Consider the following 25,944-nt stretch of genomic DNA (forward strand, 5'->3'; position numbering starts at 1 on the left):
GACTTTATCTCACCTTATGGGTTAGAACATGTCGCTAACATGTCATTTTTAGGGTCAATCACCTTAGTTTTGACATCAAGTAAACTTAACATCGTTGGAAACAAATTATCTTGACTCAATTCACTCTTATTTTGCTTCGCTAAACATTTCATTTGTTCTGGAGCTTGTTTTTTCCAAAGATCAGAGAACCACATAAACATTGGAACATGGGTTTGTTGAGTGGGGGCAATTGCATATGGCGCTCCATGTAAATACATGCCACTTTCACCTGTTGATTCACCGTGATCCGATAAATACCACAAGCCTGCTTCGTGCTGTGTTTGACCTTTTAACGTTTTAATCAATGAGTCCAAAACATAATCCGTATAAAGCAAGGTATTATCATAACTATTCACAAGTGAATCACGCGAACAACCTTGAATCGCATTGGTATCACAGGTTGGTTTAAAAACTTTAAATTCTGCTGGAATACGTTTGTAATAGGCTGGACCATGACTACCCATTTGATGTAGTACCACTAAGCGTGGACGCGTATCATCTTTAGGAATTGTTGCAAGATAAGCTTTCAGGCTATCAATTAAAATATCATCAAAACACTCTTCATCTTTACACCATTTCTTTTGAATTGGCTCTGGAATCTTAAATTGTTCAACTCGATCACAAGTTCCCTTACAACCAGAATTATTATCAATCCATGTCACTTGATAACCTGCACGTTTTGCAATATCCAGTAGACCTTCACGATGGCTTGCAAGTCGTTCATCATATTCTTTACGTGGCATACCTGAGAACATGCATGGTACGGAAACAGCTGTCGCTGTACCACAAGAACTCACTTGAGCAAAATTAATTAAATCCTGTTTCGCAAGCTTCGGATTGGTATTCTTAGCGTAACCATTCAAAGAAAAGTTTTCTGCACGTGCCGTCTCACCCACCACTAAAACCATCAATTTAGGTAAAGCAGCAATATTCGCTTTCTGCATTGAAGCATCTTCACCATAAGTCACTAACGGTAAATTTTCTTTAGGTGCTTTCTTCTTATAATATGAAGCAAATGAAGCAATCATATTTTGCGGTGAGATCATTCCCTTCAAATCACGGTGTTCACGGAATATCGCTGCAAAATCAACGTAAAAAACAAACAATAATCCACCAACCAAAGCCAATGAAACAATTGAAGCAATCACTTTTTTTACAATTTGACGCAGCATTGGTTCAGGCTTTAACTTCACCATCAAAATTGCAATGATGGGAAGTACTGTCATTCCTAATGTCCATACAACTAAATGCCAAGACCATGTATCACGTGCTTCAGCAACATCAGTTTGCATTAAATTTTGCACTTGCTCTGATGTAATTAAAACACCAAGCGTATTCACAGCATATGAAGCAAAGCCACCAATAAAAACTAAAACAATCGCTATTGGTTTTGCTGTCCATTTCCAGTTAAAAAGCTGAAAAATAAAATGATAAGCTGCAACAACGACTATAACGGATGCTGCGACAAACATTCCCGCTTTTATCCCAGTATAGGGCGTAAGCGATTGGATTTTTTCATAAAAAGCAAAGTTAAGAAAAATACCTAACCATATTGCAAGCAATAGATTAAATGCAAACAAGGATATCGATTTGGTCTTGAGTTTCTGTAGGAACATGATCTTCACAGTCTGAAAATAGATTTCTTAACTTGCTTAAGATAAGAATAAAAACTTAAAAATGACTTAAACTAAATAATTGAGAGTTAACAAAACAATGGATCTATATCTAGACATCAAAGTATATTTCAAAATAATTCATTTTAAAACAATGAATTCCATTTACTTTCCATCTAAAATTTATCTTAGTTTTATTATCGAAAATCATTTTATTCAGTTAAATGATTATATTACAACATAATAAAATAGAAATAAAAAAACACCCCCTAAGTCAAACTTAGGGGGTGTTTTTAGATACAAGATATTAGAATTTAAATTCTAAACCTAATCCTGCTACAGGTTGCTTATCTTTTTTGTCCGCTTGTTCAAGCGTTAGATAACCTGCATAACCGTATGTTTTAACTTGTTTGCTAAATGCATAGTCAGCACCAGCAATCACTTGTTTGGCTTTGAAGTCTGCACTGTTGTCTTTGAAACTGGTATCGTTTTGGCTGTATTGAGCTTTCACTGTCCAGTTTTTAGACTGTGGAATGTTATATTCAGCACCAACTAACCAACCTTGTGCATCATCAATATTTTTAGCTTTTGCAGCCCATTTAGTTGCATCACCTGCATCAGCATAAGAAGTTTCTTCAACTTCTGAACTTTGATAAAGTGCTTTAAGCGCTAAACCTTCAATTGGATTTAATCGGCCAATCGCACGAACTGTATTTGCAGCAGCAAACACTGATCCGCCAGCAATTTCAGGATCAGATGCATTTAAAATACCTTTACCTAAGAACGTACTTGGGATCGCTTTGTCATAACCAAGACCCGCAACAAAAAGTGGATTTTCATAAGTTACCGAAGCTGACCAAGCATCACCTAAGCCCTGACCTTCAACTTTAGCACCACCACTGCTTTGCTTAATCCCAGTCGCCTCACCTGTTGCCAGTAAAGCATTAAATTTAAATGCACCATCAAGAACTTTGACTGCAGGTGACTCATAGATCACTACATTATCAATACGGTTTTCGCCAGTAAAAATCCCTGTTACATCTGCTTTGTTAGCAACATAGTTGTTGAAGGTATCTACAACACTTGAGAGTTGCTTGACTGGTGTGTCATGTTTACCAATTTTAACTGTACCTAACTGAGCGTCTTTCAAACCAACAAAGCGGTTACGTTGGCTCCAATCAGTGGTATCGCCATCAGCACTTAAACCCCATTCTGCAGCATATACAGCGCTTAAACGATCAGTGAGTTTTTCATCGCCTTTAATCCCAATGAACGAAATATTTGAGCTAATTTCCCAAACATCCTTATTTCCAATCGTTGCATTTTTTTCTGGTAAATAATCAACACTGGCATCAATCTCACCATAGATTGTTGGTGCTGCAAATGTTGATGTTGCGAGTAAACCAAGCACTGCTGCTGTTACAATTTTGATTTTCATTGTTTACGTCCTAGCTAAATTTGTAACAAATCCTACACATTAACTTTATATGACAAAACGATTAAAATATTATTTATTTATTCTATTTTCGACTAAAGTTTAATTTTTAGCCGAGACTAACACCTTATCTTTTCTTATTATATCCACACCAAAAAATATTTATTAGTCAGTAATTTACAATATTATTCATCATATTTTAGACTCAAGAAATAGAGCTAAAAAACAATTGAATGAAGAAATACATTTATCGAAAATCCTTATATTGTCACCTCAAAATATTACAGTTTAATATCCAAGCTTTATAAATTTGTAATCAACCTTGATTAATATTTACATATTTCTTCCAATTAAAAATTGGTAGCAAACAAATGAATGATATTAGAAAAATTACAGACAAATAATTGTAATATCCAAGCAAATCACCAAGTAATCCACTTAGTAAATATAATAAACCACTGACTGTCGCCATAATTGAAACCTGCAAAGTAAAGTCAGTTCCCGCAAAGTGTTTACGGCTGTAACTCATAATTAAGCTGAGCATGACCACCAACAACATCGCGGAACATGCATCTTCAAAGGCGTTGATTGCATATATTACAGAAGAATCAATTTTTTTATTATGTTCAAATACATAACCCAAATAAACATAGAAAAATAGACTTAGAATTTTTAACATAGAAAATATAATCAAGGCATATGCCTTAGACAGATATTTCAACACCCCCCCTGCAATTGCTGCGCCTAACAATGCAGCTACTGCACCTAAAATTGTAATATAAAGTCCAATTTGAGAAAAAGTTAAACCTAAATCAACAGCAAGTGGTTTTAATATAGGCCCTGTCAATCCATCAACAATCTTAAAAGTGATTAATACTAGCAACCATGCTTTTAACTGTGGAGACGAGCTAAAATAATGAAGATATTGTTTAATCGCATCAATTTTTGAATGATTTGAACTGTTATTAGAATTTATCGATTTAATTCGTTCAGGTTCTTTATGAAATAAAATAGGAATGGTATTCAGGAATACTAAAACCGCCAACAATAAAAATGTTTTTTGCCAATATAACCAATCCAAGCACCAAAGTACGACACCTCCACCGACGATAAACCCTAACCGAGAACCAATCACTTGAAAGGTATTACCCCAGTGTAATTGATCATTTTTAAGTAAATTAACAGCTAAAGCATCCGTCGCAATATCTTGTGTCGCACCTGTAAGATTTATACATAACAGCAAAGTAAAGAAGATTAATAAATACAGAGGTTGATCAAGTGCATGAATCGGAAAAAAGGACAATATCACCAAAATAACAACACTAGCGAATTGAGTAGGAATAATCCAACTGCGATAGTGACCTAAATTCGAGATTGCATAACGATCAACATATACAGCCCAAAAGATTTTGATCGACCACGGCAACATCAATAATCCAAAACCGCCAATATGTGCCAGAGATACACCTTGAGATCTTAAAATCACAGGTAAAGCATGTGTCATAAAACCGACAGGTAAACCTTGTGCCCAATACAACGAAAATAGCAATAAATAGATTTGACGAAGATTAGGCATGTAAGGCTGTTCCTAAAGTATTTCTTTGTAAGTTCAACTATCTAATCCTCTCAAAACCACCACAATAAAATCTCATTTTTTGCCAATGCGATGCAGATAGTGAGAGTTTAAGATGATTAAAGTTGTCATTATTTTTCTGAACCTATGTCACAACATTTTCCTGAATTACCGCCTCTAGTACCACAAAGAGGAACCAGTTACAGCCGTGCATTGTGTAAGAAACTCTTTCTAAGTCAAGGTTGGAAAGTGGTTGGTGAAATTCCAAACTTACCCAAAGCAGTCGCTATTATCTCACCACATACGTCTAATATTGATGGGTGGTACGGTTTTCTTGCGATTGGCGGTTTGGGGCTCAAGATTACGGTTCTAGGCAAAGATACACTATTTAAGCCTCCATTTAAGCCCCTTCTCAACTGGGCGGGATTAATCCCTGTGCATCGTGACAGTACCAATGGTTTGACTGAACAGGTCGTTGCGGAAATTCAAAAGTGCGATCGAATCTGGGTCGGAATGGCACCTGAAGGTACGCGTAAAAAAGCCGAAAAAATGAAAAGTGGTTTCTACCATATTGCACATGCAGCAGGCATTCCGATTGTGATGTTTTCTTTTGATTATGACCACAAAACGATTTACTGCTTAGGTGCCTTTACGCCAACAGGTCATTATCAACAAGATCTTGAAAAAATTATGGGTTTTTACCAAGGACATTTTTCTCCCAAAAATCCAAATTGGTTAGCAGAGCCATTACAAAAACTTGTGAAAAAAAACTAGAAAATCGAGGGCAAATCTGCTGAGATGTGCCCATCTTTTCGTCGATTTTATCTCCTTTTGATATGAAAATTGCTCAACTCTCCTGTTTAGCACTTGTTAGCTTGACATTATTTGGTTGTGATCAAGTTGCAAAAAAAACGCCACCAACTTCAACCTTAAAAGCACGTGAGCCCGTGATTGCTCTAGCATTAGGCGGTGGCGGTGCTAAAGGCTTTTCACATATTGGCGTCATCAAAGTCCTTGAGTCACATGGCATTAAAGCTAAAATTGTGACCGGCACCAGTGCTGGCAGCTTTGTTGGTAGCATTTATGCAAGTGGGCAAACGCCTTATCAGATGCAAAGTCTTGCATTAAAACTACAAGAGTCTGACATCCGTGATCTCACCTTAAATAGCCAAGGTTTTATCATGGGGCAAAAACTTCAGAATTATGTCAACAGTCAAGTTGCCAACAAGCCGATTGAGAAATTCCCAATACGTTTTACTGCTGTAGCAACTCGTTTAGACAACGGCAAGAAAGCTGAATTTATTAAAGGCAATGCAGGTCAAGCTGTACGTGCATCATGTAGTATTCCAAATGTCTTTGTGCCAACGGTCATCGGTGGTACCAAATATGTCGACGGTGGTTTAGTCAGCCCTATTCCTGTAAAAACAGCGAAAGATATGGGTGCTGATATCGTAATCGCGGTTGATATTTCTGCGCGTCCTACAGGTGATAAACCCATGAATATGTGGGGATTACTAGATCAGACGATTAATATCATGGGTCAGCAAAGTATTAACGAAGAACTTAATCAAGCTACTGTCGTGATTCAGCCGAAAGTCGGTCATCTCGGTGTACTTGATCTAAAATCAAGTAACCAAGCTATCTTAGAAGGTGAAAAGGCGGCTCAAGCCAAGATCACAGCGATCCGAGCTGCAATTACTAACTTCAAAAAATCCCCTGCAGCATTTAAACCTGCCCCTCGACCAAAATTCTAAAACACATTCATTATCTTTATATATTCATAAAGATAATCATCTGTTACAGTGCTAGAGGTGAATATTTTTTCACCTCTATTTACCGTTTAACGATACGAGCAAATCTATGGAATTTGTAGTTGAGCCTTGGCACTGGTTGGTATTAGGTATTTTGTTAATTCTTTCAGAATTGGTATTACCTGCATTTGCTGCACTATGGTTTGGTATAGCAGCAGTGATGGTGTGTATTTTACTTTGGCTTTTCCCAATGATGGGCTTTACCACTCAAGTGATCACTTGGGGGATTTTATCGATTTTATGTACGATTCTTTGGTTTAAATTTATAAAACCACTCTCAATTGATAAGACCAAAGCGGGTTTATCCCGTGAAGCAACCATTGGTCAAGTGGGGATGGTCATCCAAACTGGACTGGATCACAGTCAAATCGTGGTGCGTTTTCCAATGCCTGTACTCGGCTCTGATGAGTGGAACTGTCGAAGCACAGCTCCTGTAAAAGTCGGAGATCGTGTTCGTGTTATTGATATCATGGGTAATGATTTAGTTGTTCAACCGCATAGCACTTCATAAACATAAAGAGGGTTTCTAATGTCTGTCGGTACTATTGTTGTTTTAGCGCTCTTCGCTTTTGTTGGTATAACCATTTTTAAAGGGGTTCGAATTGTTCCCCAAGGTTATAAATGGATTGTTCAACGTCTTGGTAAATACCATACCACGTTGAATCCGGGTCTCAATTTTGTGATTCCATATGTAGATGAAGTTGCATATAAAATCACGACGAAAGATATTGTCTTAGATATTCCATCACAAGAAGTGATCACACGTGATAATGCAGTGTTAGTGATGAATGCCGTTGCTTATATCAATCTGACCACACCTGAAAAAGCCGTGTATGGTATCGAAAACTATACTTGGGCGATTCAAAATCTTGTACAAACTTCTCTGCGCTCGATCGTAGGTGAAATGGATTTGGATGATGCCTTGTCGTCACGTGATCATATCAAAGCGAAATTAAAGGCTGCTATTTCAGATGATATTTCTGATTGGGGGATTACACTTAAAACTGTAGAAATTCAAGATATTCAACCATCACATACGATGCAATCTGCAATGGAAGCACAGGCTGCAGCTGAACGTCAGCGTCGTGCAACTGTTACGAAAGCTGATGGTGAAAAACAAGCAGCGATTTTGGAAGCTGAAGGACGTCTCGAAGCCTCTCGTCGTGATGCAGAAGCTCAAGTTGTTCTTGCAGAAGCATCAGAGAAAGCAATTAATATGGTGACCAATGCTGTTGGCGACAAAGAAATTCCTGTTGCTTACCTATTGGGCGAACAATATGTAAAAGCTATGCAAGATATGGCGAAATCGAATAATGCAAAAACAGTGGTTTTACCAGCCGATGTTTTAAATACAATTCGTGGTCTTATGGGACGTTAATTGTTTTTAACGTTTTATTTGCAAAAAAAGCCATGATCATCATGGCTTTTTTTTGTACTTGAGTACATCTTACTCTGCGATCAACGTTGAATGATCTTTTTCGGCTAATTGCTTAACTTTACGATCAAAGATAAAAGGGCCAAATGGTAAAATGGCAGCAATCAAGCCCAAATTAAAGATTGACAGAGACCATTTCATTCGATGGCAAACAACTAAAAGCATCACAAGGAATAGTACAAATAAAACACCATGCCCCATCCCAATATATTTGACAAAAACAGGATTTCCCCAAATATACTTAATCGGCATGGCAACGCCGAGCAATAATAAAAATGAAATGCCTTCAAGCGTTCCCACAAACCGTAAAGCTTGTACGTTCATATACTTCCCCAAATTAATTTTTTCGATCTAATAAAAATTTAGAAATCTCAATCAACTCTTTGGCATTTTCACCAAAGTATTCTAATGCTTCAAATGCTTGATCATGTAAGGTTTGTGCATAGGCTTGTGCTTGCTCTAAACCCATTAAAGCAGGATATGTTGATTTTTGGACTTGTTCATCTTTGCCTGCGGTTTTACCTAAGGTTTCAGTGCTCGCCGTAATATCCAAAATGTCATCCTGAACTTGGAAAGCTAAGCCAATGCTCTGACCAAACTGACGTAATTTTGGAATCGCCTGATCTGTGCCAGAGTAAATAGTCACAGCGCCCATCATGATGGCAGCCTGAATTAAAGCACCTGTCTTATTACGGTGAATATTTTCCAATTCATCTTGGGCAACATGCTTACCTTCAGCTTGGAGATCCAAAACCTGACCGCAAACCATCTTTGAACTTGCTGTAGCTAAGATTTGCATTTGCTTGAGAACAACAGCTGCATCTGTACCTTGTGCCTGATCGTCAAATAAACGACTGCCTAAAATCTCAAATGCCATCGATTGCAGAATATCACCTGCCAACAAAGCAGTATCTTCACCAAATGCAACATGACAAGTCGGTTGACCACGACGCAGTAAATCATTATCCATACAAGGCAAATCATCATGTGCGAGTGAGTAGCAATGAATCAGTTCTACTGCGACAGCTGCACGACGTGCGGCAGCAAAGTTTTGGTTGGCCTGTAACGAAGCTGCCGCATAACATAAAGCTGGGCGGACTCTTTTACCACCAAGCATAACGGCATGGTGAACAGCTGCTTTGAGTGGTTCTGGGAGAGAAAATGCAGCCAATGCTGTCAATAAATCTTGTTGAATACGTTGTTGAGCTTGTTTTAAAACATCCGCATTAACTGGAGAAATAGACGACACAATTGCCTCGAAAAATGAATAAATGAAGAAGTGACAGCATCTGTCAGAATGGCAACATCATATCACTATTTATCCCGATAGATTATCTTTGTATTTTCAAGCTATACAAAATAAAAACACCTCCAAATGGAGGTGTTTAAAACTGATGAAAACGGCTTAGAAGGTATCACCTGGTACACGAACCCAACCTTCCATCAGAACACGTGCACTACGACTCATTATGGCTTTTTTCACAGCCCATTTTCCATCAATCAACTCAGCTTGAGCACCAACACGTAACGTGCCTGATGGATGTCCAAAACGAACCGCTTCACGCTCACCACCACCAGCAGCTAAATTCACTAACGTACCAGGAATCGCAGCAGCAGTACCAATTGCAACTGCAGCAGTTCCCATCATGGCATGGTGAAGTTTACCCATTGATAGTGCACGTACTAATAAGTCAACATCAGCAGCTTCAACTGTTTTACCACTTGATGATGTATAGGTTTTTGGTTGAGATACAAAAGCAATCTTCGGAGTATGCTGACGCGCAGCAGCTTCAGAGATGTCTTTAATCAAACCCATTTGAACAGCACCATACGCACGGATTTTTTCAAAACGAGCTAGTGCTGCGGCATCACCATTAATATGATCTTGTAATTCAGTGCCTTGATAACCAATCGCTTCTGCATTTAAGAAAATAGTTGGAATACCTGCATTAATGAAAGTTGCTTGGAAAGTACCGATCTCAGGTACCACCAATTCATCAACAACATTTCCTGTAGGGAACATATCCCCACCTTCTTCACCATCATCAGCAGGATCTAAAAATTCGATTTGAACTTCTGCCGCAGGGAAAGTGACACCATCTAATTCAAAATCACCTGTTTCTTGAACTTGACCATTGGTCACTGGAACGTGCGCAATAATGGTTTTTTGAATATTCTTCTGCCAAATACGAACTGTGCAAATTCCATTTTCAGGAATACGAGCTGCATCCACCAAACCATTTGAAATTGCAAAAGAACCTACAGCAGCAGTGAGGTTTCCGCAGTTACCACTCCAATCTACAAAAGGCTGATCAATTGAAACCTGTCCAAATAAATAATCAACATCATGTTCAGGCTGTGTACTTTTAGCCAAAATTACCGTTTTACTGGTACTTGAGGTCGCCCCTCCCATACCATCGATTTGTTTACCGTATGGGTCAGGACTACCAATCACACGGAGAAGAAGTTGATCACGTGCTTTGCCTGCTACTTGTGCCGCTTCAGGTAAATCATCAAGTTTGAAAAAAACACCCTTACTTGTGCCACCACGCATATATGTTGCAGGGACTTTGATTTGCGGTACTGAGCTCATGTCAATTTCATCCTTTTATCATGTTCTTGGTGCAAGTAAATCTTGAGTCTAAAATTACTGCACAGCAATAAAATATGCCATACGACCAATTGCTTTTCGGTCAATTGTTATGGGTAAAATGTGCTCACTATATTGAGTATTTTTGTACAAATTAACAATGGCATCGAAACATTTATACGCGGTTTAAAAATCAAGTGCCCGATTTAAATGCTCAGAAAACAAACTTCACTTAGTTTACTATTCACCCAAATATAAGATTTTAAATGAATTTTAAAAACAACTTTCCAGTCATAGCCTGTCTGTACTTTTACTAGTCGAAAATCATTCAATCTATTAGAATAATCCACTTATTCCTCGTCGAGCTCAGTCCTTTGAACAACGATTCTTCTAAACTTCAGCGTGGACTAAAAAACCGCCATATCCAACTCATCGCGATGGGTGGGGCTATTGGTACGGGCTTATTTTTAGGTTCTGCGCAAGTCATCCAGTCTGCTGGACCATCTATTATTTTGGGTTATGCGATTGGCGGTTTGATTGCTTTTTTAATCATGCGTCAACTCGGTGAAATGATCGTAGAAGAACCTGTAGCAGGTTCATTTAGTCATTTTGCATATCAATATTGGGGTAAATTTCCAGGCTTTTTATCAGGTTGGAATTATTGGGTATTGTATATCCTCGTTGCGATGAGTGAGCTCACGGCAGTCGCAAAATATATCAATTACTGGTGGCCTCATATTGCTGCATGGCAGTCAGTTTTATTCTTCTTTGTGATTATTACAGCGATCAATCTCACCAATGTAAAATTCTATGGTGAGTCAGAATTTTGGTTAGCCATTATTAAAGTTACCGCTGTTGTAGCGATGATTTTATTTGGTCTGTTCTTGCTGTTCACTGCGGATGCCAACTCTACGGCTTCATTTACCAACCTTTGGAATCATGGTGGATTCTTCCCGAATGGGTTTGAAGGTCTATTCTTCATGCTGGCATTCTTGATGTTTGCATTTGGTGGTATTGAATTAATCGGTATGGCAGCGGCTGAAGCCAATGATCCAAAGAAAACGATTCCTAAAGCGATCAACCAAGTTGTGTTCCGTATTCTGATTTTCTACATCGGTTCACTCACAATTTTATTATCACTTGTGCCTTGGAATCAGCTTGATTTAGGTGGCTTAGATAAAAGCCCATTTGTAATGATTTTCAGTCAAATGGGAATTGGTTGGGCTGCTCACCTACTTAACTTCATTATCTTAACCGCAGCATTATCTGTATATAACAGTGGTATGTATGCAAACAGCCGCATGTTGTTTGGTTTAGCTGAACAAGGTAATGCACCTAAAGTATTTGCTAAAGTGAATAAACAAGGTGTTCCTGTTCCAGCCGTATTGCTTTCAGCATTGCTCATCTTCGGATGTGTACTTTTAAACTACTTCGTACCAGAAGATGCCTTAGGTCATTTGATGTATGTGGTTGTGGGTGCTTTAGTTTTAAACTGGGCAATGATCAGTTTGACGCATTTGAAATTTAAAGCGATGGTCAAACAAAAAGCATTAACAACGAGCTTCCCTGCTTTATGGTCACCATTCAGCAATTATCTTGTACTCGCATTTATTGCGGTTGTACTTTACATCATGTGGCAGCAAGGCTTTAAGGAATCTGTGCTCATGATTCCTATTTGGATCGTTCTAATGTTTGTGCTTTATCGTGTTTTAAATTTGAAAAATAAGAGCTAAATACAGCTAGTCGGTTTCATCAAAAAGTGATTGCTAAGGCAATCACTTTTTTGTTTATAATCATTTAATTATGCGCTCATAGCTTAACTGGATAGAGCAGTTGCCTCCTAAGCGACCGACGTGGGTTCGAGTCCCGCTGAGCGCACCATTTTATGGTCTAATTCAGTATCTACATAGATATACAATACAATAAATTAATATAAATCAATATTTTAATTAATATAAAAGTTAATAACTGTCTCTATTGATCTACCAAAATCCATGTTTCTTTACGGTAATTTATACGGTAAACTCGTTTTACCGTATAAACTAATACCGCAAAAATGCCAAAAGTTGTTGTACCACTTACAGATACCAAAATAAAAAAGACCAAAGCTGATCCTGAAAACATACAAAAGCTATCTGATGGAAAAGGCTTATTTTTAATGATTACCAAGAATGGAGAAAAATTCTGGCGTTTTGACTATGCTCGTCCTTATACAAAGAAACGTAACTCTATAAGCTTCGGTAATTACCCTATCATTGGTTTGGCAGAAGCAAGGCAACGACGTGATGACGCTCGTACATTACTTGCTCAGAACATTGATCCTCAAGTAGAGAAATTAAGAATTGAGAATGAGTTTCTAAATGCAAATAAGAATATATTCTCAATTGTAGCTCTAGAATGGGCAACAAAGCAGAATTTTGCTGAAGCTACAGTTAAAGGACAACAACGTTTATTTGAAGTGATTTTCAAACATATTGGCAGGATTCCTATCCATGAACTAAAGCCAATGGATATTTTAAATATTTGTCGTATTTACGAAAAAGAAGGCAAACATGAAACAGCAAAGAAGGTAAAAACTAAATGTGGTCAAATTTTCCGTTACGCTGTCTCATTAGGCTTATGTGAACGCGATGTAACACAAGATTTAAGAGGGGTTTTAACTACACCTGAGACTAAACATATGGCAGCAATCATAGATCCAGATGAGTTTGCTAAACTTCTAAATGATCTAGATCATTATGATGGTTCAGTTATCACGCAATATGCTTTGCGTATTGCTCCTCTAGTCTTTGTTCGCCCAGGCGAATTACGCCATGCGAAATGGGCTGATATTGACTTAGGAAAAGGTCGTTGGGAATACACGCCACCTAAAACCAAGAAAAAAACAGGTGTATCACATATCGTTCCATTATCGACTCAAGTCGTTCAAATGCTGAAAGAGCTTGCCAAAATAACTCAGGCAAACAGCGAATACGTTTTCCCCTCTCTTACCACATGGCAACGCCCGATGTCTGAAAATACAGTTAATCAGGCTTTACGTCGCTTAGGCTATACATCAGAGGAAGCATGTGGGCACGGTTTTCGAGCTTCTGCTAGAACTATTTTAGAAGAAGTACTTGAATACCCTGTTGAATGGATTGAGCAACAACTAGCTCATAAAGTCAGAGATATGCATGGAACAGCTTACAATCGTACTAAGCACTTAGACAAACGTACTGAAATGATGCAAGCTTGGGCGGATTATTGTGAAAATATTAAACTGCTTCATTCAACTCTTTAAAGAAGTATCCATCTACTTTCGTATTAAGTTAAACTAACATCCATAAGATTAAAATTACTTAACCATCAATCTATTAAAGAAATTTGATAAACTATACTTCACTACAACAAGGTAAGTAAATGGGTAATCCCCCCTAAAAATAAAAGGATGTAAAAGTAGAATTTTCTCTTAAGATCAAAGCAGGAGATTCTGCATGAAAACATCTAAATTTACTGACAGTCAGATTATGTCTATTTTGAAACAAGCGGAGTCTGGCACGCCTGTTGCCACCCTTTGCCGTGAACATGGTATGAGTAATGCGACTTTTTACAAATGGCGGGCTAAATATGGCGGCATGGATGCCTCATTAATTACTCGATTGAAAGAACTAGAAGCCGAAAATGCCAAGCTAAAAAAGATGTATGCTGAAGAGCGGCTTAAAGCTGAAATCATTCAGGAAGCCATGTCAAAAAAGTGGTAAAGCCATCTTGTCGTCGTCAGATGGCACAACAAGCCGTTGGTGATCATGCCGTCAGTATTCGTTTGGCCTGCCGTGCATTTAGTATCAGTGAAACCTGCTACCGTTATCAGTCCAAATTGAACGATGACAATGCACTGATTGCAGAACAATTGATTGAACTCACCGAAGAAAATACAGATTGGGGCTTCGGGCTATGCTTCTCTTATCTACGCCATGTTGAGAAGTGTGGTTGGAATCATAAGCGTGTTTACCGTATTTACTGTGAGCTGGCATTGAATCTGCGGATCAAACCAAGAAGACGATTAAAACGACATGTACCTGAACCATTGAAGGAACCAACTCATCCAAATCAAGTATGGTCATTGGATTTTATGCATGATCAGTTAAGTGATGGACGAAGTTACCGTTTGCTTAACGTAATTGACGACTATCGACGTGAGGGTTTAGTGATTGAAGCAGGTTTTTCACTGCCTGCACTGCGCGTCATTCGTACACTTAACCAATTGCTCGAATGGAGAGACAAACCGCTTGTGATTCGCTGCGACAATGGACCTGAATTTATCAGCCACGAATTCGTACGTTGGGCAGCTGAGCATGGTATCCGTATTGAATATATTCAACCAGGCAAGCCACAACAAAATGCTTATATCGAACGATACAATCGTACAATGCGTTATAGTTGGGTGAGCAAACATTTGTTCGATACATTGGAGCAAGTACAAGATTATGCAACACAGTGGTTGTGGCACTACAATCATGAACGACCACATCAAGCTAACGGAGGCAAACCACCTTTGATGGCTGCTTAACCTCTACTTTTAAATTCAGTTATTTATGGGAGGATTACCAATGCTTCAACTAGACTAGAGATAATATTCATCACAGCGTAGATAATTTAGAAAAAAGAAAAATTACTTTCTAGTAGTTTTTCCCTTATTAATTGATAAGATAGCTAAAAAATTTCGGTAGATAAATTATGAAAATTAACTCCATCGAACTAACAGATGTAGGTGGAATACCCCATCTAAATTTGGAATTTTTGAATACACAGATGAACATTATTTGTGGTGAAAATGGTGTAGGCAAGACAACCTTATTGGATAGTATTGGACATATTTTTACAAATCAATATTCACATATTCTCAAAAAAAACATTAATTCGAATAGGGCTACAATTAATGGGAATGTAACCGATGATAGAGGGAATAAACTTAACCCTATATTACTTTTTAATCAATCCAGACCAGATCAAGGGAGTCCTATGAATGGATTAGGACATTTATCCTTTAAATTAATATCCTTAAAGGTTGATCGTACATTTTCTTATCAAAAGTTAGATGCTATAACTAAAGATCAGACTAAACAAGAAGATCATGCTTCCCATCAATCAATTAATGGAATTGATTATAGAGATATTAAAAGTTGGTTTTTACATAGGCATTTATACTCAGCTCATCCAGAAGCATTAAAAAAAGAGCAATTAGAAAATTTTGCACTTGCAAAAAGATGTTTTTCTATTCTAAATCCAGCTTTTAATTTTAGTAGGGTTGATGCAAATGATAATGAAATCATGTTAAATACTCCGAGTGGAGAGATCTATTATGAGTATTTATCATCGGGTTTTAAATCTACAATATCGATTGTATTTGGAATAATAAAAGAAATTGAGTTGCGATTTAAATCACCATATATGCTAGCACATGAATTTGATGGAATTATTTTAGTTGATGAAATTGAATTACATCTTCATCCAGAATGGCAAGGTAGAATTTGTTCTGTTTTAAAAGAAGTTTTTCCAAGAGCGCAATTTTTTATTTCCACACATAGCCCACATGTTGTACAAACTGCTTTACGTGGTGAAGTTATCGCCTTGGAGCGCAATGAAACTGGCGTGTCAAAACGCGAATTGCCAACATCTGAATATGGCTATCAAGGTTGGACTATTGAGGAAATTCTAGAAGATATAATGGGAATGCCAGATCTTCGAACACAGAAATATAATGAGATTAAAAAAAGATTTGAAGATGCTTTGGATGAGATGAATAAAGTTGAAGCACAAAATGCATATAATGAATTGAATAAGATGTTACATCCTGATTATCCATTACGTCCTGTTTTCCAAATGCAGCTTGACAGTCTTGGGGAATAATCCATGATTAAGCTGGAAAGAAAAGAGAAGCCTGAATACTTAAGTAATGAAAAAGTAGCTGAACTAACTGAACGATTTAAGATAAACAAAAAAGATACTGTTTGGAAACATACTGACATCCATAGTGCCCTGCTTTTATCTAGTTCATCTAAATGTGCATTTTGTGAAGCACAATTACAAACTGGTACAGCTTACATGGAAATTGAGCATTTTAAAGATAAGGATACATACCCAGAGCATGTAGTTGATTGGGAAAACCTTTTACCATCTTGTAAGCGTTGCAATACTACGAAAGGAACTCATGATGTAGTTACTGAACCAATTATTAATCCTTTTGATACCGATCCCAAAGAACATTTAACTCAAGCTGTATGTAGGATTTATTTTAAGACACAACTTGGAGAGTCAACGAGGGATGTATTAAATCTTAATGATGATCGTTTATTGCGCCTCCGATTTGAGACTTGGAACTATGTTATCAATCAGGTTGAAAGTATCTATTATGATATGGAGAGAAAAACTACTTTAAATAGACGAGAAAGGAATAAACTTGCAAATTTATTAACTTCTTGCCAATCTGATCGTGCATTTTCGGGATTTGCATCTACAGCATTGCATCAATCGGTTGAATATACAAAGATTATTGCGTTACTAAAAAACCATAACCTGTGGGATGATCATTTAGAGTTATTGCACACTAGCTCATTAAACCTTATCCTAGATTGTCGCACATAAACTAAAGTCCGGAATGGGGCTTTTATGATCTAGGCGGTATAACTATTATATCACTACACCACAGATTGTTATTAACAGCTTAAACGATGACTTAGAAAACAAATTTTGCATTCTATTAGGTTCATGTACTAGTTCAATCCTAGTCTGACAGTCAGCATTTTTCAATGTATCTATCAGGCTAAATTGAGGTAAGCAACTTTCGCAAATCAACAACTGCTTGTTTTTTCGTAAGATCAAGTACAGACTTAGGAAAAAGTATCATATAGCTCTTTGCTTCTGTTGGTTGACCTGCTAATTGAGGGTGTAAAGACTTTTTGCATAATTCAGAAGTTTCAGGAATTCTTTGCCTTAAAATATCTAGCAGCATACCCTCTAAACATAAAGGCTCAGATAGTAAAATAATAATATTATTTCTCTTAGCTAAACTAATATCTTGCTACTTTATAGCAACGTCACTATCCATAAAAATGTATTTTTTATCATAGGCAGCATGACTGGTCTTTTTAATTGCTGTCTTAATTACATCGTGAGGTGAACCACCATCTGCTGAATTAATCGTAACTTTTTGACCAGAATCCCGATGGTCATAAAGACTTTTCATGTGATCTAAAAAGGCTTTATCGTGCGCTCCCTCTGCAACAATGATGAGTGTTGTTTTTTTAATGTGACGAGTTCTAGCCATAATGCATAACCTCACACATTTGGAACAGCATCAAATGCGCCAGCCATGTACTTCGCATATAAATTATCATCTGCCCTGACACCAACTACATCATCTAAACGCCAAGCTTCTGATTCTTGATTTTCTTTCTGCACAAGATAAATTTGATGCTTCTGAAGTATGTTAAATACCTCAGGTGTGTGACAGCTAAAAATAAGTTGTGCTTGATAAGGATTTGTTTGTTCAAATTTAAATAAATCAATTAAATGAGGTAAAAGATGTGGATGCAAGTCGTTATCAATTTCATCAATAATTGCTAAACCACCTTTCTGTAAAATTGGCAAAATTATACTTAACAAAATAAAAGCAGAGCGAGTGCCATTAGATTCATTAATGAACCAGAATTTTAATTCTTCATTGCCATATTGATGTATTGCTACTGGCATTAAAACTTCTTTAGCTTGTTGATCTAAATCAAATGAAACAACCTGCTCAAATTTTAACTTTGAAATTCCAATATCGAACTTACACAGTAAATTTTCTACTTGATTTTTAAGAATTTCATTATCATTAAACAACTCAGCAGCTTCAATTAAAGCCTCGCTAGAGTGTTCCTCTCGTCCCGTTGGATGAACATTAAAAGCAAAACTGCTAAAGAAATGAACAACTTTTTTAGCTACCGGACTGTCTAACAAGTTAGCATAAGCAATCAAAGAAACATTTGTATTAGCATCATCAGCTAATGAGGGTGAAAGGAAATGACGGTGTTTATAACTTACAATTTCTTCATCATTTATTCTCTCAAAAATATAACTAAAACTACGACTAGTTTTCTGATACAAAGCTTCCCGATAAACTTTCTTTGTTGTAACACTTAACTCGTAACGATACTCGTCATATAAATCATCCTCGTTTTTTAATAAAAATCCAACTTCAAAATTTGATATCTTTTCTTCAGTACCTTTGAATGGAGAAAATAAAATAGCATCATTAGATTCTAGTCGTTTCGCAGAACGTGCAATAAACCAACTTAAAAAAGGTAAAACTTTTAAAAACTGAGTCTTACCAGAGCCATTTGCTCCCAAAACCCCAGTTACTTTATTTAACCGAAACTTATCATAGGTAGTTTTCAAATTAATATCATATAAAGACTCAGCTGGCTGTTTGCCAACTTTAAAAGACCACTCTCCCTCTCCTGCAAAGGAGAAGAAATTATTAAAACGAATATAGAGCAGCATAGAAACGCCTATTCAACAAAATTTTGTTAAGTTCTTTACAATATAGCACATAGAGTATACTTTCCTAGCTCAATTAACTACTGCAATCAATTTATCACCCAAATACAACACATTTTTTATCAAAAAAATAAGGAGGCTCTCGCCTCCCACTTATTTTCGACTAGCTAACTTAGTCTCAATCCATTGATTGATTTCTAAAGCTGACCAAGCGACACGATTGACAGATAACTTTATCGGTTTAGGAAAAGTCACATCATAGCGTGGCGATTTCTGATTCATCATTAAATATATAGTTGGTCGACTTAACCCCGTAATTTCACAAACTTGTGAGATTTTAAGCAATTGATTCATCTGAAAAGTTTGACCTGTGAACGCATTCATGATGTTTTTCTCCCAATCAATGATGCGAGCGCAATTTCGCTCAAATAATAGAGCTCGCTGTAAGAAAAAACGTCCTGCTTCCACCCAATCAATTCAAAGCCTGAACTGACTGCTGCAACCCTTTCTGAATATCCTGAACATGAGTCAAATCATGGGACTGCTGATGCTGTTCTGATTTAGATTCATCCGTGTAAAACTCCTCAACAATATCCAGACCCTCTTCACTTCCCACTTCAAAGCTGGCATTACTGTAACTCTGCCGTGCTACATGATATAAAGCCTCCTGATAAAACCCTGCTGCCTTACTCTATTCATCCATCAGCTTGGCTGAAGTAATTGATTCCTGCAAATTCACACCATCACGTAAAGTTAAGTGCACATACTAGATTGGGATACGGTAGCTTTAGTTGATAATTACGCCTCAGTAAGAAAAATCGCAATAAATAGTTGGTATAAGATTAAACCACCAAAAGTAATATGAATAAGTTTAGCTTATTAAATTTAGTTCATAATTATTATAGGAAATAAAAGTTGTAGGGTAGCTAACTACCCTACGACACTTAAATATTAATAGATGATGGACTGATTCATTGTTAAATCTGCTATAGACAATGAGTCAGCTTGGTTAGTAAAAATTAGAAGATCTTTCGAAAGTTCGGTTGGCTGATTACGAGCACTCAATGTATTAGTTTTTGCATTAGCATCATAAATAATCTCGATATAATCGGAAAGATTAGAGCTGTTTGCATGATTATCTAATATTTGAGACAAATCAATTTGATCTTCTGTCATATCAAAATCAGTCACAAAGTCGACAGGAGTTTCACCTGAAGCATTGAGCAACAATTCAAGAATATCATTGCCCTCATTTAGGACAAATAATTCACTCACAGCTGCATCACTGCTCAGAATATTGTTACCTGAATCACCCATTACAATACTGGTGACTTCGTCCTCAGCATTAACAGGACGGTCCACACCAAACACCTGATAAATCTGCTGTGAGGAAATACTGCCCCCTGTTTCGAAATTAAAAGATTCGACCTCATGCGCACCACCAAGGAAGAAGTCTTTTACCGTAATCTTGTCACTATTACTACCATTCACCTTAAGGATCAGGTCATCGCCTGATTTAGTTAAATAGTTACCCACCTGACTAAAGGCAATATCATTGCCAAAAAGCACCTGATCTGTACCCAGCTTTTCATCAATGACCATCACACCTGAACTATAGTTATAGATCGTGTTAAAGGCATCTGAATCTATATTTTCAGGTGGAATGTTTGCTGGCGCACTTTGCTGTGGCATGGTGATTCCAAATGCCCCAAAAATCTGCTCAGCAGTAATTTGTCCTCCAGTCTCAAACTGGAATGTCTCAACCAAATACTCACCAGCCAAGAAGAAATTTTTTACTGTGACTTTATTGGTGTTACTACCGTTCACTTTCAAAATCAGGTCATCACCTGATTTAGTCAAATAACTTCCCACCTGATTAAAAGTAATACCATTTTTAAAGATGACTTTATCATTGCCTGATTGTTCTGTGATAGTTAACGCACCAGAAGTGTAATTATAAGTCGTATCTCCAACAACTTCACTTGATCCTTGATTACCTGAACCACCAGTAGATGGAAGAGTGAGACCAAATGCATCAAAGATTTGCTGTGCAGTAAGCGCTCCACCCGTCTCAAACTCAAAGTTCTCAACTAAAGAATTTCCTGCGAGAAAGAAGTTCTTTACTGTGACTTTATTAGTATTACTACCATTGATCTTAAGAACTAAATCATCACCCGATTTACTCAGATAATTTCCAACTTGACTAAAAGTAATCCCATTTTTAAAGATGACTTTGTCAGTGCCAGATTGTTCATTGATCGTCAATTCTCCGGCTGTATAACTATAAATAGTATCCCCGACAGGATTAGCTGGTTGAGTACCACCACCAGTTGTTGGAATGGTTAAGCCAAATGCACCAAAAATTTGTTCCGCTGTCAGTTGGCCACCTGTTTCAAAGTCAATCGTTTCAACTAAATTGTTACCCGCAAGAAAGTAGTTTTTCAATGTAACTTGATTAGCTGAGCTGCCATTTACTTTCAAGATGAGATCATTCCCAGATTTCATTAGCCCAGATCCAACCTGATTGAAGGTAATTCCATTACTAAAACGTAATACGTCTATACCACCAACTTCTTGTAGAACATCTTTCCCCCCTGTGTAGAAGAAAATATTATCCTCATCACCACCAATCAATGAATCATTTCCCAATGTGTCATAAATTGCCCCAGGAATAGGTGTATTTGCAGATGGCTGAATATTTATATTCACGCCGACCCCTGTACCTACCCCATAGAGGTCAGTCCCCCACAAATAGAAATTTAATTGCCCAACATCAACTCCTTCAGGTGGACTGACAGTAATAGTTAAAGTCAGTGGGTCAAAGATGATCCATTCAGGAATATCTTGATAGTCACCACTGGCATCTTGAGTTTGTAGAGTCAGTTTAAAGCTGAGTTGGTCATCCGCATCTGGATCGGTAATAATATTACTAAAAGTATACTGGAGGACTTCTTCAATTTTTACATTTAGAGTTGAAGGATACTGTTGAATAACAGGTGCTTGGTTATTCTCAGCTCGAAGTAGAAGTGAGTCAATTTCACTTGTTGTCCATATCTCCCCTGAATCAAATACGATTTGATCAAATTTATTGCTAAATGTAGTATTTTCACTATCTTGATAATCAGCTAAGTTATAATTTGACAACCATATTTTATCAGTACTATTTCTAAATCCAATTAGAACACTTTCACCGAATTTTTGAGCATATAAGCTATTAGCCTCATGACCCTCAATTTTCAAAATATTTACAGCAGATAACTCATCCTCAAAACTAAAAGTATCCGTTCCTCCGCCCTTTTTGTAGATATAAGTATCATCTCCAGCAAGACCGTTAATAAAATTATCTTGCTCATTTCCTGTAATGATATTATCTAACTCGTTACCAAAAGCTACTTTGGCATCACCTTTTAAGATTACATTTTCTACATTAGATTGTAGGTTATGGTAATTCCCTGTATCGAACCAGTTTCCATTTGAATCTTGCGAATAAAATCTTTTATCATCCCATTGCTCAATAGTATCTATGCCACCACTATCACCAAAAACATAGCCAGCAGGGTTTAAAATACCTTCTACAACTTGATCACCTCGAATTAAAGTCGTAGTTCCATCAGAATTTGTTATGAGCTTGTCGTACTGGTTCACAACATAATAGTCGTCACCAGCGCCACCACTCATGATATCGGCACCACCTTTGCCATCTAGATAGTTATTTCCAGAATTTCCATAAAGCCCATTTTCTTTAGCATCACCGATAGCATTAAAGTCTCCACTTCCTTTTAAATGAATTTCCTCAAGATTAGTCCCCTCAAGATCAAAATTATTCTCGATGAAAATAGCATCATAACCCTCATCTTCATTTTCAATGATTGTGTCGGTTCCATTAACATCATAAGAGTCATCCCCTAATCCACCGATCAATATATTGGCTCCCTCATCACCTTGAAGCCAGTCTCTACCATTGCCACCAATAATTAGGTCATCACCCGCACCACCAAATAAAGTATCGTCGCCTTCACCACCATGTATTTCATCATTACCTGCTAAACCAAATATAAAATCATCGCCAAACCCGCCTTGTATATGATCTATTTCGTTCCCACCATGAAGTCGATCATCCCCTAAGCCGCCATCAATTAAATTTTGTGCGACTAGATTTCCACGAACTTCATCATTTCCATCGTAAGCATTAATAATATTTAGTCGATTATTTAATGTACCAACAATAACCTCACTGTTATCACTACCTTCAAAGGTAACTCTAGACATCAGATCACTATTGTTCCATATCGCTTGATCAGCAAACTGTATCTTTAAAGCTGAATTTTGAGAGTTCAGAATATAGTTTTTTAATACAATTGTGTCAGTTAAGCCATATTGAATAATGAGATCACTATCTTGGAAAGTAATATTGGAAATATCTGAAGTATATATATTTTGAAAAACTACTTTATTTTCTTCTAAAGAATAGTCAAGTTCATGAATCTCATCAATACCATCACCTAACTCAAAGTGATATGTATCGTTGCCACTGCCTCCATACAGTCGATCACTACCTTTTTTCCCAATTAATGTATCATTCCCATCAAAACCATAAATTTGGTTTCCTAAATCATTACCTGTAAGTAGATCTACACCTCTCCAGCCATTAATATATAACTCATCTGAAGAATCACTAATGTTTTGAAGGGGAGATTCAAGTATTGTAGTTAAAGAAAAAACTTGATCCTTGAACCTAAAAGAAATATTTTTTATTGAAGTAGAATCCAATGCCCCTAGCAGGGTTACTTCATCAGTTCCATATTTAATTACTAAATTATGACCTTGTTGAAAGAATGTAGCTTCAGTAGAAATAACATCAGTAAACGCAATTTTATCAGTACCAGTAGAGAGATTTTCATAATTGACAAAATCTTTACCTGCACCTTTAAATAGAATATAGGTATTGTTACCTTCACCACCATTTAAAAAGTCATTATTTTTTCCCGAAACTATAATATCATTACCACTGTCACCATTAACAGTTATACCAATATCGGTATCAATAATTACAATATCATCTCCACTTCCCGCATCGAAGATCGTATTTGCTGAATTACCAATTACACTAAAATCATTTCCATTCGTTCCATTAGTTGAAGGAGTATCTACATCAGCAAAAACTTGATCGATTAATAACTTTAAAGCTGGATCATTTGAAAAATCATCTCTCCACTGCTGGAGCAAAACAAAACCTTTCTCCCAACCAGCAATATCTAAAAAATTTCCATTAATTTCTAATAAATCTTTCAAATCTTCAATAGCGGCTAAAGGTGATAAGATAATTTTCTGCGAAAAAATTTGTTCTAAGTTAGAAAAATCAAAATAGACTTCATCCTCCTCTAACCCTAAGTACATATCTACAGAATCTAAATAAGGCTTTAGAATAGTTTGATTCAACAAGTCAGAAAATATAGATTCCTTAACAAAATCATAAATTTGCTCGACGCTAGATATTTGATCAGCAAGATATTGATTTAATTGGGTTGTAGGTTCCCTACCTAAAAATGCATCAACGAATCTAACCTTCGCTGTAAGATTAGCATCTGCAATTTCTAGTGGAGGTGGTGGTGTAGTTAAATAGGTTGGAACAGGATCACCTCTCCGTACATAAATTACATTTTCTGAGTTTGATGATTGATACCACTCTACATTTATTAACCGGATAATTTCAATAGGATCATTTGAATAAGCAGGATCAGACTTAGCCCAAGATTTAACTAAGCTGTCGAGTAACTCTTTTTGCTGAGATCTTGTAGTAGCATTAACATATTGTGATAATAAATTTTTAAATTCTGTAGATTGCATAGCAACCTGATGCAGATCTTGCAGTCGACCATAACCTTTTAATTGAGGGAGAACAGAGACATCTTGTGTAACCTCAACTTGGCTAGTAAATTTACTATAGATATCCTGATTTTCGAAATTAACATCAGCCATTTTCCCAAGGGAGCCATCTGCTTTAGTATATGAACCTGTTTCAGCTAAATAACCACCTTCTACTTGCTCATTTTTTATTTCATTAATATTTACGTTTAGACTCTGTATACCCACGTCATTTAAAGAAAAAAGCTCTGAAGCTTGACTGACACCATCTCCATTTATGTCTTTCCAAATTTTTAACTCATTAAAACTTGCGTCATTACTATCAACTTTTCCATCCCCATTACTATCTAAATCAGACAATGCTGCAAAACCATTTTTGGCATTTGTACCATTCGCTAATTTTGTACTGTCGCCAAATAGTTCAGCACCTGAGTTTATGGTTCCATCACTGTTTATATCTCTAACTAGAAGACCATCTTCAGGTGAAACCCACCCCGTAGCTGTTTTAATCCCATCATTATCCCCATCAAAAACAGCTCCTTGAAATTTATTTGCTGCAATTGTTCCTATCTCGCCATCCCCATTCAAATCTAGGATTAAAGGATCATAGTATTCAATACGATAATCCCTAGATGGGGGATTTCCATTGTTTGGATTTGATGAATTAGGATCAGGAAATAGAGGATCAAGCCATTGGGGATTCTCTTGTATTAAATCAATTATTTCATTCCAACCCTCCCCTGCATACCAAACAGCTCCAGCAACAGCTAATCCAGTAAGAATTACAGGCGATCCAGCAGCAATAGCGGTTGCGCCGACAGCACCAGCTGCTATACCCATAGCAGTTTGAAGTGCAGCGACACCAATATCTTGAGCAACATTTTCATATTCACCTGCCATTGCATGTTTTCCTGCTTGCAATGCTGTGGTCATATTCCCTAACTTTGCATATGCTGGTACTTCAGCAGCACCAACAGCTGCCCTTAGCGTATCCCTTGCTGTATCAAAACCATCAGCTATATTTCCTACTGCATCTGGAAAATCATTGTTCTGATCTGTCATT

Annotated in this window: 19 protein-coding genes, 1 tRNA gene and 1 pseudogene; 10 read left to right on the forward strand and 11 right to left on the reverse strand. The window is 37.0% G+C overall.

Features of this window, described 5'->3' with window-relative positions; translation table 11 throughout:
- Positions 1–14 precede the first annotated feature (14 nt).
- From F948_RS10810 to F948_RS10820, 3 genes are all read right to left on the reverse strand, one after another.
- Positions 15–1,655 (reverse strand): phosphoethanolamine transferase, encoded by a 1,641-nt coding sequence (locus F948_RS10810; protein WP_004963699.1) that lies wholly within the window; start codon positions 1,653–1,655, stop codon positions 15–17.
- A 304-nt stretch (positions 1,656–1,959) separates the two neighbouring features.
- Complete coding sequence (locus F948_RS10815) at positions 1,960–3,090, reverse strand: porin (protein WP_004963704.1); 1,131 nt, start codon at positions 3,088–3,090, stop codon at positions 1,960–1,962.
- 313 nt (positions 3,091–3,403) lie between these two features.
- Positions 3,404–4,663 (reverse strand): MFS transporter, encoded by a 1,260-nt coding sequence (locus F948_RS10820; protein WP_004963706.1) that lies wholly within the window; start codon positions 4,661–4,663, stop codon positions 3,404–3,406.
- 144 nt (positions 4,664–4,807) lie between these two features.
- Between F948_RS10820 and F948_RS10825 the strand changes: the two genes are divergently transcribed.
- The 4 genes from F948_RS10825 to F948_RS10840 all read left to right on the forward strand — a co-directional run bounded on the left by F948_RS10825 (position 4,808) and on the right by F948_RS10840 (position 7,849).
- A complete protein-coding gene (locus F948_RS10825) occupies positions 4,808–5,434 on the forward strand; it encodes a lysophospholipid acyltransferase family protein (RefSeq protein WP_004908496.1) in 627 nt (208 codons plus the stop codon).
- Positions 5,435–5,496: 62 nt separating this feature from the next.
- Entirely contained in the window at positions 5,497–6,414 is a 918-nt protein-coding gene (locus F948_RS10830) for a patatin-like phospholipase family protein (protein WP_004963709.1), read from the forward strand.
- Between the two features lie 106 nt (positions 6,415–6,520).
- Positions 6,521–6,982 (forward strand): NfeD family protein, encoded by a 462-nt coding sequence (locus tag F948_RS10835; protein ID WP_004908503.1) that lies wholly within the window; start codon positions 6,521–6,523, stop codon positions 6,980–6,982.
- 18 nt (positions 6,983–7,000) lie between these two features.
- Positions 7,001–7,849: an SPFH domain-containing protein gene (locus tag F948_RS10840; RefSeq protein ID WP_004908506.1), complete on the forward strand. Its 849-nt coding sequence runs from the start codon at positions 7,001–7,003 to the stop codon at positions 7,847–7,849.
- 69 nt (positions 7,850–7,918) lie between these two features.
- Here the strand turns inward: F948_RS10840 and F948_RS10845 are convergent, their stop codons facing one another.
- The 3 genes from F948_RS10845 to prpF form a co-directional block, all read right to left on the reverse strand.
- Complete coding sequence (locus F948_RS10845; RefSeq protein WP_004963712.1) at positions 7,919–8,230, reverse strand: DUF3817 domain-containing protein; 312 nt, start codon at positions 8,228–8,230, stop codon at positions 7,919–7,921.
- Between the two features lie 13 nt (positions 8,231–8,243).
- Positions 8,244–9,155, reverse strand: a complete 912-nt coding sequence (locus F948_RS10850) for a polyprenyl synthetase family protein (protein ID WP_004963714.1) — start codon at positions 9,153–9,155, stop codon at positions 8,244–8,246.
- Between the two features lie 156 nt (positions 9,156–9,311).
- Entirely contained in the window at positions 9,312–10,499 is a 1,188-nt protein-coding gene (gene prpF / locus F948_RS10855; protein ID WP_004908514.1) for a 2-methylaconitate cis-trans isomerase PrpF, read from the reverse strand.
- A gap of 371 nt (positions 10,500–10,870) precedes the next feature.
- Between prpF and F948_RS10860 the strand changes: the two genes are divergently transcribed.
- From F948_RS10860 to F948_RS10890, 6 genes are all read left to right on the forward strand, one after another.
- Positions 10,871–12,229, forward strand: coding sequence for an amino acid permease (locus F948_RS10860; protein WP_004963717.1), 1,359 nt, complete (start codon positions 10,871–10,873; stop codon positions 12,227–12,229).
- Positions 12,230–12,301: 72 nt separating this feature from the next.
- Positions 12,302–12,377, forward strand: a tRNA-Arg gene (locus F948_RS10865).
- 175 nt (positions 12,378–12,552) lie between these two features.
- Positions 12,553–13,776 (forward strand): tyrosine-type recombinase/integrase, encoded by a 1,224-nt coding sequence (locus F948_RS10870; RefSeq protein WP_004963721.1) that lies wholly within the window; start codon positions 12,553–12,555, stop codon positions 13,774–13,776.
- A 193-nt stretch (positions 13,777–13,969) separates the two neighbouring features.
- A protein-coding gene (locus F948_RS10880) for an IS3 family transposase (RefSeq protein ID WP_087548153.1) occupies positions 13,970–15,045 on the forward strand; the annotation gives its coding sequence in 2 pieces (ribosomal slippage) (positions 13,970–14,222 and positions 14,222–15,045; 1,077 coding nt in all).
- A gap of 167 nt (positions 15,046–15,212) precedes the next feature.
- Positions 15,213–16,385, forward strand: a complete 1,173-nt coding sequence (locus F948_RS10885) for an AAA family ATPase (protein ID WP_004963725.1) — start codon at positions 15,213–15,215, stop codon at positions 16,383–16,385.
- 3 nt (positions 16,386–16,388) lie between these two features.
- Positions 16,389–17,120, forward strand: coding sequence for an HNH endonuclease family protein (locus F948_RS10890; RefSeq protein ID WP_004963727.1), 732 nt, complete (start codon positions 16,389–16,391; stop codon positions 17,118–17,120).
- Positions 17,121–17,556: 436 nt separating this feature from the next.
- Here F948_RS10890 and F948_RS10900 read toward each other — a convergent pair whose 3' ends face one another.
- The 5 genes and pseudogenes from F948_RS10900 to F948_RS10920 form a co-directional block, all read right to left on the reverse strand.
- Positions 17,557–17,802 carry a hypothetical protein gene (locus F948_RS10900; RefSeq protein WP_004963730.1) on the reverse strand — a complete coding sequence of 82 codons (246 nt, stop codon included), beginning with the start codon at positions 17,800–17,802 and terminating at the stop codon, positions 17,557–17,559.
- Between the two features lie 11 nt (positions 17,803–17,813).
- Entirely contained in the window at positions 17,814–19,019 is a 1,206-nt protein-coding gene (locus tag F948_RS10905; RefSeq protein WP_004963733.1) for an AAA family ATPase, read from the reverse strand.
- 150 nt (positions 19,020–19,169) lie between these two features.
- Positions 19,170–19,400, reverse strand: a complete 231-nt coding sequence (locus F948_RS10910) for a helix-turn-helix transcriptional regulator (RefSeq protein WP_004963736.1) — start codon at positions 19,398–19,400, stop codon at positions 19,170–19,172.
- 88 nt (positions 19,401–19,488) lie between these two features.
- Positions 19,489–19,803 (reverse strand): annotated as a pseudogene (locus F948_RS16150) (hypothetical protein); the annotation flags it as partial.
- Positions 19,804–19,967: 164 nt separating this feature from the next.
- Complete coding sequence (locus F948_RS10920; protein WP_004963739.1) at positions 19,968–25,943, reverse strand: calcium-binding protein; 5,976 nt, start codon at positions 25,941–25,943, stop codon at positions 19,968–19,970.
- Position 25,944 lies beyond the last annotated feature (1 nt).

Origin of the sequence: Acinetobacter junii CIP 64.5 (assembly GCF_000368765.1) — a bacterium.
GTDB classification, from domain to species: Bacteria; Pseudomonadota; Gammaproteobacteria; order Pseudomonadales; family Moraxellaceae; genus Acinetobacter; species Acinetobacter junii.

Bases quoted from the DNA above. Each gene is read 5' to 3' on its own strand.
- F948_RS10820 (WP_004963706.1), bottom strand. From the start codon at position 4,663: ATGCCTAATCTTCGTCAAATCTATTTATTGCTATTTTCGTTGTATTGG.
- prpF (WP_004908514.1), bottom strand. From the start codon at position 10,499: ATGAGCTCAGTACCGCAAATCAAAGTCCCTGCAACATATATGCGTGGT.
- F948_RS10900 (WP_004963730.1), bottom strand. From the start codon at position 17,802: ATGGCTAGAACTCGTCACATTAAAAAAACAACACTCATCATTGTTGCA.
- F948_RS10885 (WP_004963725.1), top strand. From the start codon at position 15,213: ATGAAAATTAACTCCATCGAACTAACAGATGTAGGTGGAATACCCCAT.
- F948_RS10920 (WP_004963739.1), bottom strand. From the start codon at position 25,943: ATGACAGATCAGAACAATGATTTTCCAGATGCAGTAGGAAATATAGCT.
- F948_RS10845 (WP_004963712.1), bottom strand. From the start codon at position 8,230: ATGAACGTACAAGCTTTACGGTTTGTGGGAACGCTTGAAGGCATTTCA.
- F948_RS10810 (WP_004963699.1), bottom strand. From the start codon at position 1,655: ATGTTCCTACAGAAACTCAAGACCAAATCGATATCCTTGTTTGCATTT.
- F948_RS10840 (WP_004908506.1), top strand. From the start codon at position 7,001: ATGTCTGTCGGTACTATTGTTGTTTTAGCGCTCTTCGCTTTTGTTGGT.
- F948_RS10905 (WP_004963733.1), bottom strand. From the start codon at position 19,019: ATGCTGCTCTATATTCGTTTTAATAATTTCTTCTCCTTTGCAGGAGAG.
- F948_RS10830 (WP_004963709.1), top strand. From the start codon at position 5,497: ATGAAAATTGCTCAACTCTCCTGTTTAGCACTTGTTAGCTTGACATTA.
- F948_RS10890 (WP_004963727.1), top strand. From the start codon at position 16,389: ATGATTAAGCTGGAAAGAAAAGAGAAGCCTGAATACTTAAGTAATGAA.
- F948_RS10835 (WP_004908503.1), top strand. From the start codon at position 6,521: ATGGAATTTGTAGTTGAGCCTTGGCACTGGTTGGTATTAGGTATTTTG.
- F948_RS10870 (WP_004963721.1), top strand. From the start codon at position 12,553: ATGCCAAAAGTTGTTGTACCACTTACAGATACCAAAATAAAAAAGACC.
- F948_RS10910 (WP_004963736.1), bottom strand. From the start codon at position 19,400: ATGAATGCGTTCACAGGTCAAACTTTTCAGATGAATCAATTGCTTAAA.
- F948_RS10815 (WP_004963704.1), bottom strand. From the start codon at position 3,090: ATGAAAATCAAAATTGTAACAGCAGCAGTGCTTGGTTTACTCGCAACA.
- F948_RS10825 (WP_004908496.1), top strand. From the start codon at position 4,808: ATGTCACAACATTTTCCTGAATTACCGCCTCTAGTACCACAAAGAGGA.